The 18,159-nt window shown below is 50.5% G+C and carries 14 protein-coding genes; 8 read left to right on the forward strand and 6 right to left on the reverse strand.

Annotated features, from left to right (window positions below; translation table 11 throughout):
* Position 1: 1 nt before the first annotated feature.
* Positions 2–1,867 carry a hypothetical protein gene (locus tag ACZ50P_RS11145; RefSeq protein ID WP_464131157.1) on the reverse strand — a complete coding sequence of 622 codons (1,866 nt, stop codon included), beginning with the start codon at positions 1,865–1,867 and terminating at the stop codon, positions 2–4.
* 396 nt (positions 1,868–2,263) lie between these two features.
* On the opposite strand from ACZ50P_RS11145, the gene ACZ50P_RS11150 reads away from it, so the two are divergent.
* Positions 2,264–3,112: an outer membrane beta-barrel protein gene (locus ACZ50P_RS11150; RefSeq protein WP_464131158.1), complete on the forward strand. Its 849-nt coding sequence runs from the start codon at positions 2,264–2,266 to the stop codon at positions 3,110–3,112.
* A gap of 43 nt (positions 3,113–3,155) precedes the next feature.
* Here the strand turns inward: ACZ50P_RS11150 and ACZ50P_RS11155 are convergent, their stop codons facing one another.
* The 3 genes from ACZ50P_RS11155 to ACZ50P_RS11165 all read right to left on the reverse strand — a co-directional run bounded on the left by ACZ50P_RS11155 (position 3,156) and on the right by ACZ50P_RS11165 (position 6,862).
* Positions 3,156–5,342, reverse strand: coding sequence for a hypothetical protein (locus ACZ50P_RS11155; RefSeq protein ID WP_464131159.1), 2,187 nt, complete (start codon positions 5,340–5,342; stop codon positions 3,156–3,158).
* A 150-nt stretch (positions 5,343–5,492) separates the two neighbouring features.
* Entirely contained in the window at positions 5,493–5,816 is a 324-nt protein-coding gene (locus ACZ50P_RS11160; protein ID WP_464131161.1) for a hypothetical protein, read from the reverse strand.
* Between the two features lie 239 nt (positions 5,817–6,055).
* Positions 6,056–6,862, reverse strand: coding sequence for a S1 family peptidase (locus ACZ50P_RS11165; protein WP_464131162.1), 807 nt, complete (start codon positions 6,860–6,862; stop codon positions 6,056–6,058).
* A gap of 259 nt (positions 6,863–7,121) precedes the next feature.
* On the opposite strand from ACZ50P_RS11165, the gene ACZ50P_RS11170 reads away from it, so the two are divergent.
* The gene (locus tag ACZ50P_RS11170; protein WP_464131163.1) at positions 7,122–8,837 is read left to right on the forward strand and encodes a DUF2785 domain-containing protein; all 1,716 of its coding nucleotides are present in this window, start codon (positions 7,122–7,124) and stop codon (positions 8,835–8,837) included.
* 1 nt (position 8,838) lies between these two features.
* Positions 8,839–9,354, forward strand: coding sequence for a hypothetical protein (locus ACZ50P_RS11175; protein ID WP_464120679.1), 516 nt, complete (start codon positions 8,839–8,841; stop codon positions 9,352–9,354).
* 66 nt (positions 9,355–9,420) lie between these two features.
* Here ACZ50P_RS11175 and ACZ50P_RS11180 read toward each other — a convergent pair whose 3' ends face one another.
* Entirely contained in the window at positions 9,421–10,926 is a 1,506-nt protein-coding gene (locus tag ACZ50P_RS11180; RefSeq protein ID WP_464131165.1) for a flavin monoamine oxidase family protein, read from the reverse strand.
* Positions 10,927–10,958: 32 nt separating this feature from the next.
* On the opposite strand from ACZ50P_RS11180, the gene ACZ50P_RS11185 reads away from it, so the two are divergent.
* From ACZ50P_RS11185 to ACZ50P_RS11205, 5 genes are all read left to right on the forward strand, one after another.
* Positions 10,959–11,588 carry a 2OG-Fe(II) oxygenase gene (locus tag ACZ50P_RS11185; protein WP_464131166.1) on the forward strand — a complete coding sequence of 210 codons (630 nt, stop codon included), beginning with the start codon at positions 10,959–10,961 and terminating at the stop codon, positions 11,586–11,588.
* Entirely contained in the window at positions 11,585–13,366 is a 1,782-nt protein-coding gene (locus tag ACZ50P_RS11190; RefSeq protein WP_464131168.1) for an ABC transporter ATP-binding protein, read from the forward strand. The genes ACZ50P_RS11185 and ACZ50P_RS11190 overlap by 4 nt, the downstream gene beginning before the upstream one ends.
* Positions 13,359–15,221, forward strand: a complete 1,863-nt coding sequence (locus ACZ50P_RS11195) for an ABC transporter ATP-binding protein (RefSeq protein WP_464120675.1) — start codon at positions 13,359–13,361, stop codon at positions 15,219–15,221. The genes ACZ50P_RS11190 and ACZ50P_RS11195 overlap by 8 nt, the downstream gene beginning before the upstream one ends.
* Positions 15,222–15,388: 167 nt before the next feature.
* The gene (gene mgtE, locus ACZ50P_RS11200) at positions 15,389–16,732 is read left to right on the forward strand and encodes a magnesium transporter (RefSeq protein ID WP_464120674.1); all 1,344 of its coding nucleotides are present in this window, start codon (positions 15,389–15,391) and stop codon (positions 16,730–16,732) included.
* A gap of 9 nt (positions 16,733–16,741) precedes the next feature.
* Positions 16,742–17,656, forward strand: a complete 915-nt coding sequence (locus ACZ50P_RS11205; RefSeq protein ID WP_464131170.1) for a hypothetical protein — start codon at positions 16,742–16,744, stop codon at positions 17,654–17,656.
* 23 nt (positions 17,657–17,679) lie between these two features.
* On the opposite strand, the gene ACZ50P_RS11210 is transcribed toward ACZ50P_RS11205, so the two are convergent.
* Positions 17,680–18,003: a hypothetical protein gene (locus ACZ50P_RS11210; protein WP_464131172.1), complete on the reverse strand. Its 324-nt coding sequence runs from the start codon at positions 18,001–18,003 to the stop codon at positions 17,680–17,682.
* Positions 18,004–18,159: the final 156 nt, after the last annotated feature.

Raw genomic sequence — 18,159 nt, forward strand, 5'->3', positions numbered from 1 at the left:
CTTATTCCCCTTTCACCACGCCGCAAACTGGATCCAGCGCAACTTCCGCGTACAGATTCTTGAGGTTGTAACCAACGGCCTCAAAACGATCCCCCAGGCGCACCAGTGTGGAGTATTGAGTGGCTTCCAACTTCTTCAAACAAACGCTTTCATACACACGTTTAGCCATGCACTGGCTGAAACGACGTGAATCCGAAAGCATACGACCAAAATCCTTAACGCCGGAACCGCCTGCAGAGGCCGGACCGCGCCAGCCAAAGAAGGAGGACTTGCTGCCCAAAGTGGCATTGTTCACAAAGTTATCGCTGTTCACAACGAACCCATAGGGATAGCTGCCTTTGTTCATTTTCACCGCCACACCCGTGGCGGAATCAAAGTTGTTACGAGGGAACTGGCGCAACTGTCCCTTAGCCTGCAAGTAGGGCGTCGCCAAATTGATAGGCGCAGGGCGGCCTTTATTGATCAACTTCCCCAGAAGGCGGGCTTTTTCGGTGTCAGCCACACGAGCTGCCGTCAACTTGGCATTGTAAAAAGCATAGATCAAAGACTGATCTTTCTTGACGTCCAAATTACAAAGCAGGAAACCATCTTCCCGAGTTTGTGCCGTGCCCGCGGTCGTTCCCAGTTTATTCAGACATGTTGCTGTATATTCAGCCACATAATCTGCCGCACGATAGTTGGTTTTAATTGTTGCCAACAACGCCTGATTGGCGGCAACAGCGCGATATTCTGCCATCAGAGCATTAGCGACCGCTGGGTCGCGGATGGTATCCAAGGTTTTACGTGTTGTCTCTGTCGCAACAGCCACGGTATCCCCACGGCTGACCAAATAGTCCACACGTGCTTTGAACCATCTGGAGTTTTCCTGACTGTTTGCCAGTTCCGGAACAATCTCATTCAGTGTTGGCGTGACATAGTCTGCATAGTACTTGTTATAGTCAGCCAGAATGCCCTGTTGAATATAAAAGTCGCCGTTCATCTGGGAATATGTTCCTGTCGCACCCCCATGGGTGAAATTCACATACTCCATTTTCGCGAAGGCACCGCGCATACCGTCCATCACGGAGTGGCAGCTTTTGCAGCTGGTAAGATATTTATTATGATCCCCTGCTGGGAAACGCTCGACATCGCGCCCAACGTATTGGTCAGAAGCACTGGAGTCAGCCGCTTCCGCCATGGAAACACAAAGGAATTGCTTCAGGGAAAATTCCACCGCACGGCGGTTGGTACCACCACTAAGATTTCTTTCCGCAAATGTGCGCGTGGTGAATATCCCCGCAGGTTCCGGATGAGTCCCTAAAGTCACAATCTGGCCGCCCTGAAAATTGGCCTGAGTGATCGCCGTATCCCAGAAGTTCTTCACAAGCTTCTGGCTGCTGTTTTTCACCAGAATATTCTTGTTGGTCATATCCAGGTAAGAGGTTTCAACAGGCGTATAGTTGCTCTGGTTTATGAAGCGGGTTCTTTCATCCGTATCGTTCGCGATGCCACGAATCTCGTAAGAATAATTTGCCGTCAAAACTTCGCGAAAGTCCGCATTATCCCGAACCACACCAACGATCAAAGCCGAGAAGTCATTGAATGGAACTTTGACCGACTCATCTTTATTGGAAAGACGGAGGGAAAGATTTTTTACCTGGACATTCAAAAAATCCGGCGTCGTCGTGATGTAATTGGCGGCAGCCCGGTCGTTGTTCTGAGAAATATACTCAACGACCTTCTTCAACTCCGGTTTGGTGGAAGACACCTTAACGCCAGTCATTCTCTCGTAGAGTCTTTTGGCCTTTAACATGTCTTTATCAGCAGCGTTCGCATTTGCCACAGACAATGCCGACGCAACTACAACCAAATATTTGTAGCCCCTCATACTCAATTCCCCCTGAGTGTTTACATTATCGTCTAATTCAGGATAAATTGTGATGGCATCGCGAAATATTTTTCATCTGAAGATCCAGTCAATTGCTTCGACAGCACATCATCCTGAGACACTTTTTGGGACAAACAACACCTAAGTGCTTGATCTGTGGTCCGCACTGTATTCAAAGTGAAACACCCACCCCGCCACCGAGGTGGGTAGAAAGTGTTCCGCCCCAATCTGAGCTGACATTTTTCGCCAGTTTTTTGTTTCACTTCGAGAATAAGATCGCCTGATTGCAGTGGGCCCTGGCAATTCTGGAGGCTTCTTCAGTAAAATCCGGCCTTTGAAATTTCAAGTCAAATGATCTTGCCTTTAGTTCCAAGCGTATTTGTCGATAAGATCAATATGAGATTCTTGATTGCAACACTAATGATATCATCTTTGGTTTCACCAGCTTGGGCGCTTAAAACAGTCGTTGTTAAGAATGACCGGGCCTTGATTGATCTTGAAGGCGAAGACCTGCAGGTCGGAGACAAGGTCGGTGCCCGCGACAGTGATGGCAAAGCCCGCGCTCTGCTGGAAATCAAACAAATCAAAAATGGCAAAGCAGTAGCGGCCATTTTAAAGGGCAAAATGAGTCAAGAATTCTCTTTGAGCAAAATCGGCGCTGGCAAAGCTGCCTCCTCTGCCGCCAGCTCGAAGTCCGCTTCCGTCAAGAGTTCCAGCAGCAAATCTGCCTGGGGGGTGACTGCCGGCTATGCCATGAACAACATGACGGTCAAGCCCAGCCCCAGCTCTTCGGTCTCTCTGTCCGGCAGCAGTATTAATGCCTCTGGCTTTTATCAGATGAATCTGGATGGAAACATCAGTGCCCGCTTCCTTGGTGGTTATGAAACCCTGGTGGCCAAAGGCACTTCTTCCAATGTCAGTTGCTCTGGTTCTGAATGTTCAGTGGACATCAGCTATCTTGGGGTCGAAGCCCTGGTGCGCTACTCTTATCTTCGCAACACCAAATTTGATGCGTGGGTCGGCGGCGGTCTTGGTTTCTTATTCGCGATTGGTAAATCCAGCAACGTTCTGAACACCAGTAAGATCAGCACCAACCAGACCTTCGTTGGCTCTTTGGGGCTGGACTATCACCTGAGCAAGAAGAACTTCATCCCGGTTCAGCTGGATTATGCGATGTACCCGGATAATAACACTTCTTCCGCAAACCAAATCATTCTTCGTGCGGGCTGGGGTATCAACTTCTAATGCCGATACCGATATTTGTTAAAAAGTAAGGTGCCTCGGGCGGTTAAGCGGGGCCTCCGCCAGCTTCCGCCCCGGACACAGACAACTTCTCAGATTCCCCAACAGTTCCGTCCTGCTGAACTTCGCGAATCACCGCCTCATCAGAGCCCTGCGTCGTCACGATCCCGTGAAGGTTCCCATTATACTTAAAGAGACTCACAGCTTTACTGCTGACCTGGCTGCTTAAAAGCTTCGTTTCAAACGTCATATCCGGTTTAAGCTCGGCATAAGAGGCCTTATCACTGCCGTAGTCCCAGACAGAGAAATAGATTTTACCGCCGGACTCCACCACCCCAGAGACATTTTCGTAATCCCCTGGATCTGCAGGCAGCGGCGTTCCGATCACCGCCCCCTGGTGATCCAGCACCACGAAATCCCAATAATCACTGCCCTCGTGACTAATAACAAAGTAGCCACCGATATAAATTCCGCTCTGATTGACGTACAAGGTGTAAATGTCGTCATTGCCGATATCAACGACAACCTCGTTGGAAAGCCCCGCATCCAGCAAACCGGTATTTAAATCCAGAGCCACCAGCTTTGATGCCGAACTGACAGACATAGGCACCACTTCTCCCGCCTCGGCATCTTCGCCGACCACAAGGCTATTACCGACCATATACAACTTATCGTTATAAAGACCCAGGCCTGAGACATTTCCCGAAACCGCAACTGGCAAGGCCACAGATTTGAAGTCATCATTGATATCAAGCACCACAAGGCCTTGCTGTTGAACCCCGTTGACCTGTTCAAAGAACCCACCCGCATAAAGCTTTTTCCCATGAACGGCAAGTCCGCGGATACTGACCTTGTCATCCGGGGCATCATTCACGCCGTCAAGGCTTAGCACGGTCGGAATTTCAACTTCTTGTCGGGTTGACATCGACTCGGCATAAAGACCGCTATGAACCCCCGCCCCCGTTGCTCCATTGCCGGCGGCACTCAAAGCGAAGAATCCACCTGCAACCGACGCCAACGTCTCGGAATTAAGGACGCTCTGATAGTATGTTTCCGTTAAGTCGCTGCGCTTCAGCTCCAAAAACTGTGAACCTACCGCCAAAGCGATTTTTTCCTCATTCACCGCCCAGACAATCTGATTCGGCGCTATTCTGTCGGTGTCCCACGGCAGCACTCGTGTCACCTGGTTCGTGGAAAGATCGTAAGAACAGATGTTAACCAAATTATTTTCGAAATCCACCAGGGCCAACAGGTAAAGCATATTGCCATAGGCCTTCACGGTGGGTGACCCATAAACTCCGCAGGCCGAGATATCAAATGCACGAGAAGTTAAAACGCCGTTGTTGATTGTATACAACTCAGAAGACTCCGAACCCATGTGATAAGCCAATGGTTGGCCCGCACCATCCAGCAACAAGGTGGCCGGAGAGTTAAAACCCGTCGGTTCAACAAAGACTGTCTGATTCACATAGTCCAAATCAACAACAACACGCCCGGTACCACCCATGGTTCCGACCAGGACAACCCTGCTACCCGCCACGATGACATCATCCACGGACTGCAGCTCCAACCCATCAGCAACAATGCTAGCCGGCAACAACGCGCCACTCTCCAAGTTCAGAATAGCAACATTTCTGCCATCTTCCATGGACATCGGGACGCCACCACCGCCTTCCTCTCCTCCAGAGGGTTGGGTGTAATAGAGGGGACCGGCTAAAATCAGCTTGTCGTTTTTAGTATGCAGCCAAGCGATCTGCCGTTTTTCCTCAAGAAGGGAAGGGGCATAGTAAAACGCAGGCGACACAAAAGAATTATCCAAAGCCCAGTCAGACGTAAATCTTCTGACCCGCATCTCACCAGGATTAGCCACGGTCATCGCAACGTAGTATCGTCCTAAAGAATCCTGCACTAAGGCGTGGGCCTCTTTTAACGAGACAGGCAAAGAGACTGCCTGACCGCGAGGATCCGAAGACAAGTTCGTAATACCGCTCGAACAGGGACCCACTTTAGTAAAGTCCCCACCGTAATAACGAATTCCCTCGGACTCGAGCACAGTACGAATGGCGCCACCTTCGAAACACAGCTTTCCACCGAAGGATTGGATGGGATTTTCAGTGCCCGGTGATGTCGGCAGCAACGAAGGATTTTGGGTTAAATTGAGGTCAAGGCTACAACCGCATAGAAGTACAACTAGAAAACATGCAAAAGATGAATACACATACGTTCTGATCATGAAGAACTTTTCGGCATTTCTTTCTGCCGGCTCAATCCCCCATGAAGGTTATTACGCGAAACAGGTCGAAAACTCATTTTCAAAATATATGAAAATGGTTCGTTTTGCTCATTCATCCTGTGGCTTCAATGGCAGCCACAACGCCCAAGCTTATTCAGCGTAAAGGACGCTAGACCCTTTAAGTTTGCAGTCTAAATCCAAGGCAAAGGCTTCCTGAAACCATCCGCTGTGCTGGGATCCATTATTAAGGTAAAGATAGACATCCTCGGAAAAGGGACCAATGTGCCCTTGCGCTCCCCGGCGAGCATCCCCAGCCAGCAGAGTCCCCACCAGAACTGGAGATGATGGGTGATCACTCGGATGTCCGTGATTGGCTACGATCGCAGCGATCTGCAAATCACAGTTGGCTGTGGCAGCCTGAGAAGTCAGGACCAGAGAAAAAGACAAAAAAGCAAAAGCGACTTTGTTCATCATGTTCTTACCTTTGTTAAAAGCGGTAGGCCTAAGGATTTAACTGAATTTCGGGCGGCTCTCAAGTCAGGAGATTGTTCAGAGGCTTCGACCTATAAGAATTGCGTGTACTTTGAGCTGGTGGATGGAAAGATCGCAGAAGACTACTTCCACAATATAAAAAAACCCACAACCTTTTTGAAAGTTGTGGGTCCTGATAAGGCGTTGCCGCCTGATTTTATTTCAGATTCTTCTGAAATATCCTATTTGATGGACATCAGCAAAGCTGCTGTTTCCTGAATCCAGGGAACATAAGCGTCCACTCTTGTAAAGATGGACATGATGAAGCAGTCCGGAGTCAGAGGAATTGGGATAGAGTCGCCGCGACTCGCAACACCCATCAGATAAAGCTTGCCATTTTTTTCCACGTAAGCCGGGCCGCCGGAATCACCACTGCAGATACCTTTTTTCAAGGACTGATCGATCATGATTTCTGTGCTGCCATACAAGGGCTTTTTCACCTTCAAATCAGTTGTGCGCAAGGTGCCTGCACCCTTTTTGATACCCCATGACCAATTCAAACCGTAACCGGCAACCACAATGCGGGAACCTTTTTGCAGCTCATTGAATTCTTTGTACAAAGGAGCCGGAACGTAACCCGCCGGAACATTGCCTTCAAAGCGAACCAGGGCAATGTCAGCTGTATCTTCCGCGCGATCTGGATTATAAAGCTTGTGTTGAATAGCTTTGATTGTTTTACGAGATTTGGACTTATCCAAACCTTTCATTTCCTGGCCAAAGAAGACGATCAATTCACTGGAGTTTGGATCCACACAGTGAGCCGCAGTCAGAACCAATTGCGGAGCAATCAAAGTACCAGAGCACAAAGCCCCCACTTTCGCATCATACAATCCTACTGTGGACCGCGCAATATTGCTGCCAGCGGAAACAACCTCACCGCCAATCACACCATTCTGAGCTTCAGTGGCTTGTACTTGAGCAGAGTTCTGTTGACCGCAAGCTGCCAACATTGCCGTCGCCATCATAGTCATCGTTAACTTTTTGAGCATGTATTACCCCTTGTGTTTTTTTACGATGGCCTTTTCTATCAAAGCTTGAATAAAAAAGGGGAACTAAGACCAGACCCTGATCTTTTTTCCAGAACCTTCCCTATTTACATTGGTCGACATAAAAGGTCCCCTGTATCAATTTTAGACACCTGTCTAAGCCTCAGCGTCCATATAAAGGGTCTGACACCGTCTCATAAATGGAATCGCATTTGCATCTTGGGGCAACGGACCATGGCCCCTAAATATGAGGATAACAAAAATGCCAAATCGGTTGCCCACATCCAAGTTGCTGATCCCGCTTCTGCTGACCCTGCAGGCGATGACTGCCCATGCTGTCACCGACGCCAATCCGCAGATCGCCAATAAGCATCTGTTGAAAAATGCAGTCCGTGTTCAGGTCACTCAACGCGGGATGAAATACTTCGACAACCGCCTGAGTGAAATTCTGGGGAATCTGGGCGTGAAGCTGGATGAGGGCTATTTCCCGGCAATGACTTATACTTTTGAAAAGCCCCTGAAGCCTGAAGACATCATGGCGTCCAATCCGGAAATGGTGAAAATGTACAACCAGGTGCGTGGTCTTCTGACCCAGTGGCTGGTGGGATTCTCAATGAACGATCACCAGCCGCAAATTGAAATCGGAGAATCCGGTTATATCGCGCAGTTTTCCCGCTTTGGTCTGGTGACGGATGAACGCCTGATGGATTCCCTGGGAAAACGTGACGGTGCGATTCTGGCCATTGAATTGGAAGTGAAAAAAATGACCCTGGCCACAAAGTCCGTGGTCGCCTGGGACACGCAAAACGAATTCCTTGGTAAGATCGGTTTTGAAGATGTTTCTTTGGAGGCTGGTGACAAGGAAATCCCTTTGCGCATCCGCATTCCTTTCTACATCCGCATGAATGCCTATGGAACACTGGATTTCGAGGCTTTGGAAATTGACAACAACTTTGATAAAACGTCGTTGGCTTTGCAGTATAAAAAACTACTGGTTCCGACCTTTGCCATCGAGGTGAACGGCAAAAAGTTCTATTTGAACAATGCTGAAATCGAAAAGCTTTTTGCCGCTCAGGCTCCGATGATTCTGGAAAAAGTCCGTGAAAACATCGGTGAATTTGCACGCAAACAGCTACCGGAAATGCTAAACCAAAAAGCCAAAGAATTCCTAAAAGGTCCCTTGGAACAAGTTCAGGACATGGCAGCTCCTGGCCAGGAACCCACCGACACCCGTCCGGCTTTCAAGTGGGGCTTGCAGCTCCAAAACCTGAATCTTAAGAAGTCCCTGAACATTGATCTGACCACCTACGTGGAAGATCCGGTCAACAGCCGCAGCGCTCCAGTAGCGGGGCACGCTTCCCGCGGGGCTCCCTCATTCGGCGCCGTGGCTCAGGAAAATTATGACATTGGCCTGAGTGTGGACCGATCCCTGATCAATCGCGTTCTGCAACTGGCATTTGAGCGCAGAAACTTCGAACAGATCAAACAATCCGATGGTTCCGTTTTGAAACTGGTGGCGACACCGTTGATAGACTATGTAAAAACTCCAGCTGGTGTGGCTTTGAAGCCTACTGAAACCTTCGTCAAATTAAGAGTTTCAGTCGAAATTAAGCCCGGTTCGATGTTCCTAAAAAACATCATCGTGGTGGACTTCGATATCATTGCAAAATTGCGCCAGTTAGAGGATAAGAGCGGCATGCAACTGCTGTTGCACTCGATCGATACAGATTCCATGTATCTGGATGACAAGTACATCTCTATGGCGGGCAAGCTCTTCAAAGGCAAAGTCCGTGACGGTGTCAAAGACGAGTTGAAAAAACGCAGTGCAAACTGGAGAAAAACAGAAGAGTCCCTGCCTGGTGGCTTGCCTCTTCCTCCACAGATTTTAGGAATTAAACTGGATATTAATCGCGTCATGATGGATCCAAACGGTCACTTAGTGATGTATCTGGATTACGCGAAAACAGGAGCGAAATAACATGCGATCCCTCAAACTTATCATCATCAATGCTTTGACTCTGATTATCGGTCTTGGCCTCATGAGCGGTTCAGTCTCTCAAAGAAGTGCCGAGGCTGCGCGCTTTGAGTCCATCCCCGCTCTGCAGGTCAACCGCCTGGGCAACTACCGCGGGCAGTATCTGACGGTGCTTTATGCCGTCGGCTCACGTCCGTTTATCTCTACGGATTCCTCTCAGATTTCCATCTCTCAGGTGAAGGAAGCCCGCACGGTATACATCTCTGCCGACACAATGAGCCTGCCTTCTGTTCAGGTGGAAAAAGAAGGTTTCCGTCCTTCGTACAATATCGTGGTGTTTGTGGTGTCGCCTCAGGCCAACTATAGCTGGGTGAACGCGGACGGATCCATCCCTCAAGGCATGACTGCGACCAACAATCGCATGAGTTCTTTGATCAATGCGATCAACAAAACAGATGTGGACAGCTTCATCTCTTCGCAAGGCAATGCAGGTGTCCTGCAGGTGAATCTGGTTAAATAACCCGATTTCAGCCGCACGTTCCGAAAAAAGAAAAAGGCGTCATCTTCATGACGCCTTTTTTATTTTCTATCGCAGGATATCGACAGCCGCTCTCTGACCAGACTCCAAAGCCCCCTGCAAGGTTCCGGCAAAACGCAAACTGGTGTGCTCTCCGGCAAAGTGAAGATGACCAGCCAACTCGGGTTCCGCTGCGGCTCCGCGATACTTCATGTACTGGCCAGGCTTAAACACGGCCATAGAGCCCAACGACCATTTGCGCTGGCGCCAGTTGATCATCTGCTGGACCCCACTGAGTCTGGCGGGAACTTCGCCATAGAAACGCTCCAGATCCTTACGCGCTTCATCGGTTGCCGCCGCACCGGCCCTCAAACCGGAACTGCCACCTCGTTGCCAAGTCAGCAGGCCCTGGGTGCCGGGCTGGGAGCGTCCGGAGTCCCAGATTTTTTCCGAAAGGAAGTCCCCGGTGAAGTTGCCCAGATTTCCAGGCGTCGAAGCCAGCGGACTTCGCCAGAACGGGGTTGCAAAACCCACGACCCCTTTGCTGTGAGTGGCGTATTCCTGATGACGAATGACGTCTTTCTTCAATTCGGAAAGTTCTAAATCCATCAGGCCTTTGACTTCACGCAACTTTGAAAAAGGCAGCGTGCAAATAACATTGCGAGCCCGGAAGACTTCTTTTCCCCGAGGCCCCTGGAATGTGAGTTTGAAGATCTCCTTTTCATACTCCACTTCCACCAAAGCCATGTTCATTTTCATTATATGGTCCGGAATGACACCGCCGGCCCGATCCGCCAGAACCTGCATCAAAGACGACAGGCCCCCTTCCATGCGATACAGGGTTGAGGAACTCAGCAGTGAACTGCCCTCGGCATCAAGCGTGGAAAGAAAGTGCAATGCAGACTGATCCTTGGCATCCACTCCGAAGCGATTCACGGCTTGCACCTCGATCAGCTCACTCAACACCGGATCCAGCTCGCTGGACCATGAATTCAGCAGATCCTTCAGTGAAAGGCTGTCATAGTAAGCCGAGCGTTCAAACTGAAGCGCATTTTTATAACTCAACACCACATCCTGGTCGCGGTACAAATCCAAGCGCACACGGCGCAGGGGATTTTGCAGCGTCTTCAGACGCGGAATAAGATCTTTCACACGATACTGGCGCCCCTGAAAGGAAAACAAGTGGGCTTCGGTTCCCGCTGGAGTGCGGATTTCCCTCAGTGGCAGATTCAGCTCTTTGGCCAGTGCAATCACGGTGGCGTGGGAACCATCAACGAACTCGGCTCCCAGCTCGGCCACCGGGCCTTCTGCGGGAAACACGGACACCGACTGAACACGTCCTCCGACACGTGAGGAGGCCTCAAAGATCCGGAACGGAACTTTGCGTTTCTTCAGTTCGAAGGCGGCTGACAAACCTGCCGCGCCGGCCCCTAAAATCACAACCTCATCGCGTAAGTCCCGGGTGTCCCCCATAAAGAGGCGCTCAGTGGTGGTACAAGCCCCCAAAGCCATTGCGCCGGACCCCAAGGCCGAGATTTTCAAAAACTCACGACGGGTAAAAGAACTTTTTGCCATTGCTCCCCTCACCTGAATAGAATGGCAACACTTTGGAACAGAATCAAATCAATCTCATAAATCTGGATAGAATGTTGGAGTCTCTGGCCCAGGATAACTGGGCCACAGCAAACGACATTTTTCCCTCTGAATTCTGCATGGCGCTCGCCCAAGAGTGTCATCGCCTGCACCACGAAGGAGAGCTGACCAAAGCCTCCATCGGGCATGCAGGCAGCAAAACGATCAACGCCGAAATCCGCGGCGACTTCACTCTGTGGCTGGAGGAAAACACCGCCTCGGAGCTGCAACAAAGCTTCCTCGATCAGATGGAGCTTTTAAAATCGAAACTCAATCAGTTTTTTTATTTAGGTCTCAAAAGATTTGAATCTCACTTTGCACTGTATCCTCCGGGCGGAGGTTATGATAAGCATATTGACAACCATCGTGGTTCGGGTGCGAGAAGAATAACCTTTGTTCTTTATCTTAACCCAGACTGGAAAAAGGGCGATGGTGGCGAACTCAGCTTGTATGAGCCTGACGACGAAAATCAGCTTATCACACAGATTGAACCTCGCCTTGGCACCTTTGTTTTATTCCGCAGCGAACTTTTCCCGCACCAAGTGGAGAAAAGTCATTCACACCGGCTCAGTTTGACCGGATGGTTTAGGAACGATGCATCATGAAGTCTCTTTTTACTGAAGTTGTTTTCACCCGTCTGCATGCGCGAATCACCGTTTTGGTGTGCTCGCTGATTGCCGCGGTGCTGGGCTTGCTGGGGCCTTTTTTCCAAAAAGAGTTCATCGATCAGCTGACCGGCGTTGAAAGCCGACTTCACTTTATCCAGTTTGATCACACATTAACTTACATCATCGGCGCTTTTTTCTGTGTTCTGCTGGCCCAAGCCTTCACTCAACTGACAAACTTCCTGAGCGTGCGCGAAGCGCTTTATATGCAAAAGGTCTTCGCCAAAAGACTTTATGACAAAACCCTGCACCTGCAGGTCGACACAATGAGCGGCCGCCCCGTGGGTGAAATCGTTTCTTTGTATGCCACGGACGTTCAGGGCGCCACCGTTTTTCTGGATCAGACTTTGCCCGCGGGCGCCTCTATGCTGTTCCCTTTGATTCTTTCACCCTTCGCAATTTCTTTGCTTTTTGATGTTCCGCTTTGGCCGACCATCTTGCTGATGCTGGCGATTTCCTGCCTGAACACATTCCTGGCCTTCCGACAGTCCAAGTTCTTTTTTAACTTCAAACAACTGGCGGCAGAGCGTATCGGCCTGGTGAACGAATGGATCCAGAACATCCGCACCATTCGTATCCTGAGCTGGACCCAACACTTTGAAAAAAACATCTTCGCCAAGCGTATCGTGGAAACACGCAACCGCGTTTCCATGGTCACCAACGGTCAGGTGATGAACTCCATTTCAACATCCATCACTTTCTTTCTGAATGCGGTGGCGTTGGCGACTTTGGTGTTCTACTCCAATCATCAATTAACCAGTGGCGAGCTTCTGGCCCTGCTATGGATTGTCGGAGTTTTTCTGACCCGACCGTTCCGGCAAATGCCCTGGTTCTTTACGTTCGCATTTGATTCCTGGACCTCCCTGCGCCGCCTGGAAGACTATTTTTCGACCCAGAACAACACAACTGAAGACCGTTCAGCAAGCACTCCACTTCCGCAAGGACAGGAAGAATATGCTTTGCAGGTGCGCGGCTTGAACCTGACTGTGTCCCAACGCCGCATTCTTCGCAATGTCTCCTTGGATATCAAAAACGGAGAGTTTGTGGCGGTTGTTGGCGAGGTTGGCGCCGGAAAATCCATGCTGCTTTTATCATTGCTGAAAGAAACCGGAGCCCGGTTTGACTTCTATCATCTGGCAGGAAAGGACGCACAAAAAGTTTCCGTCGATGAGGTGCGATCTCACTTTGCGTATGTCCCACAGGAAGGTTTTATCATGAACGCGACCTTGCGCGAAAACGTGGCCTTCATCTATGACATTGAGGCCGAGCGCGACCCCATGGTGGAAGAGTCTCTGCGTCTGGCGCAATTTGATCTGAACACCGAGAGAGTGGAAAAAGGTTTGAACACCGAGATCGGCGAGCGGGGCGTGAATCTTTCAGGAGGCCAAAGACAACGTGTCGGGCTGGCCCGCGTTCACTATCTTGAAGCTCCCATCATGCTGCTGGATGACTGCCTCAGTGCCGTGGATGTCGACACTGAACAAAAACTTTTTGAGCAGTTGCTATTAGGTGCCTGGGCAGACCGCACGCGCCTTCTGGTCACTCACCGACTGAGTGCCTTAAACCGTGTGGATCGCATTTTGTTCATGGAAGAAGGACAGATCATTGATTCTGGCACGTTTGAAGAACTTCTGGCACGCAATGAAAAGTTCCGAGCCTACACCACGAGTGTCGCCAAAGAGGCCGCAGACAAAAAAGCGGAGGTGACACATGTCTAATGCACCGATCAACCCCAAATATCTTTCTGATGGCGACACCAAAAAAGGCGGCGGATACAACAAGACCATCTACGCCACACTGAAGTACGCCTACCAGCCGTTCCTGGTCCGCATCATCGTTTGTCTGTGCCTGGGAATTGTCGGGCGCGGGCTGCTGCTGGCCAACACCAATATCATCGGTTACTGGGTGGACACGATCACCGGGAAAGAAAACATTCTGACTGGAATGACTTCCGGTCAGATCATTGCCCTGCTGACAGGCATGGCCTTGACGGGCTTCGTGCTGACCTTATCCTTCCGGGTCAGCTTTTCGCGGTTGTCAGCCCAGGCTATTTCCTCGTTCTATGACGAAGTGACGTTACGCACTTCTCGCCTGCCGATGAGTTTTTTCGACAACACTCCTGCAGGCCGCATTATCACCCGCTTTTCCAGCGATTACGGCAACGTCTTCCGTCTTTTCGGCGGCCCCTTGGCCGAGTTCATTTCAATTATTTTCGATCTGATGATGATGGTGGCACTGATTACTTTGGCCAATCCTGTGTATCTGGTCTTCGTGGTCTTTATCGCCATCATGAACTACCTGGTCTATAAGCTGAATCAGGAAAAATTGCGCACGGCCCGCCGGGAACTATCTGCCAGTCGCTCACCCAGCATTGCGCACTTTGCTGAAACCACGCAGGGTGCTAGCACCATTCGTTCCTTCCGCCGGCAAAAATCCTTTAGTGAACGCTTCGAGCGTCTGGATCGATATTTCCTGACGCAAAAATTGAACACCACAAAAAGTCTTCTGAGCTTTTCATTGCAAATGAACAGCCTGACAGCCTTCCTTCTGCTTATCACCGGCGTTTCCGCCTACTTCATGGTGGAAAAGGGTTGGGCCACTGTGGGGTCCGTCGGGGTGGCCTTTGCCTTTATTGCACTTTCCGGCAACACCGTGCAGATGTTCTTTGAATGGTTGACGCAATTTGAAGAAGCCATGATCGGCGTCGAACGACTGGATCAGTACATGCGCATGGATATCGAGCGCGGCTCGCTGCTGCCCTCATCCGCCACCTTTGCCACAGGACATCCGACCTACTCTCCCTCTGTTGAAAAGTATCTGGCAAACCGTCGTCTGACCGAAGACCGCAATGCATCTGTTCAGGTGCAGGACGTGTGGTTCCGCTATCGCGAAGACCTGCCATGGGTTCTGAAGGGTGTTCACTTTGAAGTACACGCTGGAGAGCGCCTGGGTATTGTGGGACGCACCGGGTCCGGCAAATCCAGTTTAATTCAGGCACTGTTTTATCTTTACCCGATCGACAAAGGACAGATTTCCATCAACAATCACCTCCCCAAGCTGTCAGAGCAGGTCTCCGGCGTGGATCTGAACCTGTATCGAAAGTCCATGGCGTTTATCGCGCAGGAACCGATCCTTTTCCAGGGAACCCTGCGCTTTAACCTGGACATCGACGGTCAAATTTCCGAGGAAAAACTTCTTTCTGTTTTGGAGCAAGTCGGCTTACGAGACTGGGTCTTAAGTCAACCCGGCGGATTGGATATGCGCATTGAAGAGCGCGGCAAAAACCTGTCCCTGGGCGAACGCCAGCTTCTGTGTATGGCCCGCTGTCTTTTGCAACAGGCCCCGATTGTGATCATGGATGAGGCGACCAGTTCCGTGGATCCGCAGTCCGAAGAAATCATGGTTCGCGCCACGGAGGAGTTCTTCTCTGACAGAACACAGATAATTATCGCGCACCGCCTGTCGACTCTGGCTAAATGTGATCGAATTTTATGGTTACAGAATGGGGAAATTGTCGCCCTGGGGCCGACAGCGGAAGTCCTTCCCCGTTTCAAAAACACCGAATTAGTCTAGGCCCAAACTATCGCGTTCTTCCAAGGCGTGCGATCCGCACGCCGACGACGCCGCAACGCCAAGTCTGAGGGTTTTGAAACGGCTTCTAAAGAATAAGTTTGCTCCAGCCGATGTTAGAGGGTATTTGATCGGGACAGCGATATCCGTTTTTCAACCAGGTGGGGCCCATGGACAACAACGAAAACCACAGCCATGAAGACGTCCAAGAACAAGACACTGTGATGTCTCTATCGGACAGTTGGTCCGCCCTTAGTCCTGGCGAACGTCGTGAGAAATTCAAAGAACTGCCTCGCACCGAGGCGGAAGAACTTTTCCTCAGTCTCAAGACCCACGACCAGGCCGAATTGATCGAGGAAGCAACGCACCTCGAAAAAAGGTCCTGGATTCGCCTGCTCGCACCCGATGACGTAGCCGACTTGATTCAGGAAATGGGACATGACAGCCGCGAGGACATTCTGTCTTTGCTGGACCCGCAAACCAAGCGTGAGGTCACTGCCCTGCTCGCCTATGCTGAGGACGCCGCCGGGGGCTTGATGAGCTCCCGCTTTGTGCGCCTGCGCCCGGATATGAGCGTGGATGAGGCCATCAGCTACATTCGTATTCAAGCCAAGACCCACGTTGAAACGATTTACTATGCTTACGTTCTGGATTCAGAACAAAAACTTCTGGGTGTGGTTTCTTTCCGCGAATTGTTCCAGTCCTCGCCGGAAAAGAAAATTGCCGAGATCATGCACACCGACGTGTTGAAGGTTCCAGTTGAGATGGACCAGGAACAAATCGGTCGTATTTTCTCTCAACAGGAGCTGATGGCGGTCCCGGTTGTCGATGAAAACGGCATCATGAAAGGTATCGTCACCTTCGATGACGTGGCGACAGCCATCCAGGAAGAAGCGACCGAAGATATCCACAAAATCGGGGGTGTTGAATCCCTGGATGCACCGTATTTGAAAATCTCCATGCTGGAGATGTTAAAAAAGCGCGGTGGCTGGCTGATGATTCTTTTCCTCGGGGAAATGTTCACAGCGACGGCCATGGCCTTCTTCGAGGACGAACTGTCCAAGGCCGTGGTTCTTTCCATGTTCATTCCGCTGATTATCAGCTCAGGTGGTAACTCGGGCTCTCAGGCGTCCACTTTGATTATTCGTGCCATCGCTCTGCGCGAGGTGCGTCTGCGCGACTGGTGGCGCGTTTTAGGTCGCGAAATCCTCACCGGGGCCTGCCTGGGTCTGGTGCTGGGAATGATCGGCTTTATTCGTATCATGTTGTGGCCGAACCGCGAAAGTCTGTATACGGTTCACTACATGCAAGTGGGCATGACTGTCGCCGCGAGCGTGGTGGGGGTTGTGTTGTGGGGAACCATTTCCGGCTCGATGTTGCCTTTTGTTCTGAAGAAGGTGGGCTTTGACCCCGCTTCGGCTTCGGCTCCGGCCGTTGCGACACTGGTGGACGTTACGGGTCTTGTGATTTACTTCACGGTGGCTTCGTTCTTCCTCAGTGGCATTCTGCTGTAGGTTTCTGATATGAAGAAAAATGCGACCGTGCAAAAGTATCTGAAGCACATCTCTTTTCTATTCGCGCTTCCGACTTCGAAGAAATTCGATGCGGTGACCCTGGAAGAATATCCTTTCGATGCTCAACTGCTCAAGGCCAGCAGTCTGTACCAGCGAAGTCGCCAGCTGTATCTATCTCTGGATGGAAAATACAGCGCGAAGGTCTGCTCCACCATGCGCTCCTTAAGTGCTCAGGATCTGTTTAAAGACTCTATCGAATACAGCCCCATCTTAAGTGAAATACTCTGGTTCAAAGATCATGCGGCCGAGGTTGCTGATCCCGAGGCGGCCGTCAAGTCCCTGATGGCTTACAGCGAGATCTCGGTGTTTCACGAACAAAATCACCGTATCTTGTGGCGTCTGCTGCCGCCGGCTCCGAAAAAACAGAGGGACTTCTGTCGTTATTTGAACTTTGCAGAAAGCCTGGTGGTCACTTTGGATCTGGCCCTGGGAGATGAGCTGGGCACAAAAGTTTCAAATTCATTTGAACAGGTTCGTGCCATCTATCGCCCTGGCGGTGTGGATAAATGGTCTCAGCTTCCGCCACAAGAATACCGGCAGTACCTGTATGCCCTGCTGACTGCAACGTACTTACTTTTGGAAATGGTTCACACCGAAGACATCGAATCTGCGGTGAATTATATCCTGCCTGGAAATAAACCCCTGGTGAAGGCGGCGACGAAAAGAGCGCTGGAACTAAGTGATCTTTTCATTCACAACACCAATCAACAGTGGCAGACGCTTTTCTGGAAGCAGGCCCAGACTCGACTGTCCGGGCTGCACAAAGACTCCAAAGAGGCCGTCTGGCATCTGCCCGAGGACCCTCTGGATCTGCAAGACGAGTTCCTGCTGGCCGAACGCGTGTTTAAGTTCTTTGGCCTTTAAACGCAGAAAATCCTATTCTTTGACTACTTAACTTCATCGTAAGAAATCAGGTGGCACCCTTTGGCAGCCACTGTGATCAGATAGAAGACATCCCAGCTTTCACCCTCATCATTGCCGCCGCTGACGACCACTTTGTAGTCAATGGAATTGTCGCCGTTATTCACGGTGAAGGATTCAATCGAACTGCCCCACTCATGCCCCTGTATGCCGGAAGTATTTGCGGAATAAACGCCTTGGGCAAAACCCTCTGCGAACATCTGGCATTTGGCAACATCCTTTGCGGTCACCGCCGCAAAACCCGTTGAGGTCACTAACATCATAATCAATCCGGAAACGATCGCTTTCATGGGCCTCCCCTTTTTTTTGTTTTAAAGTGGCCTTGTCTTACCAAGCACGATCTATCCCTTCCAAGGGTCCGCTTTGGATTGTAATTATTCTGTTCCGGAGAATACCGTAAAAATAGAAACGGCCGCGAGTTCTTGTCTCACGGCCGTTTTTTTTAG

This window comes from Bdellovibrio sp. CKG001 (assembly GCF_055397465.1).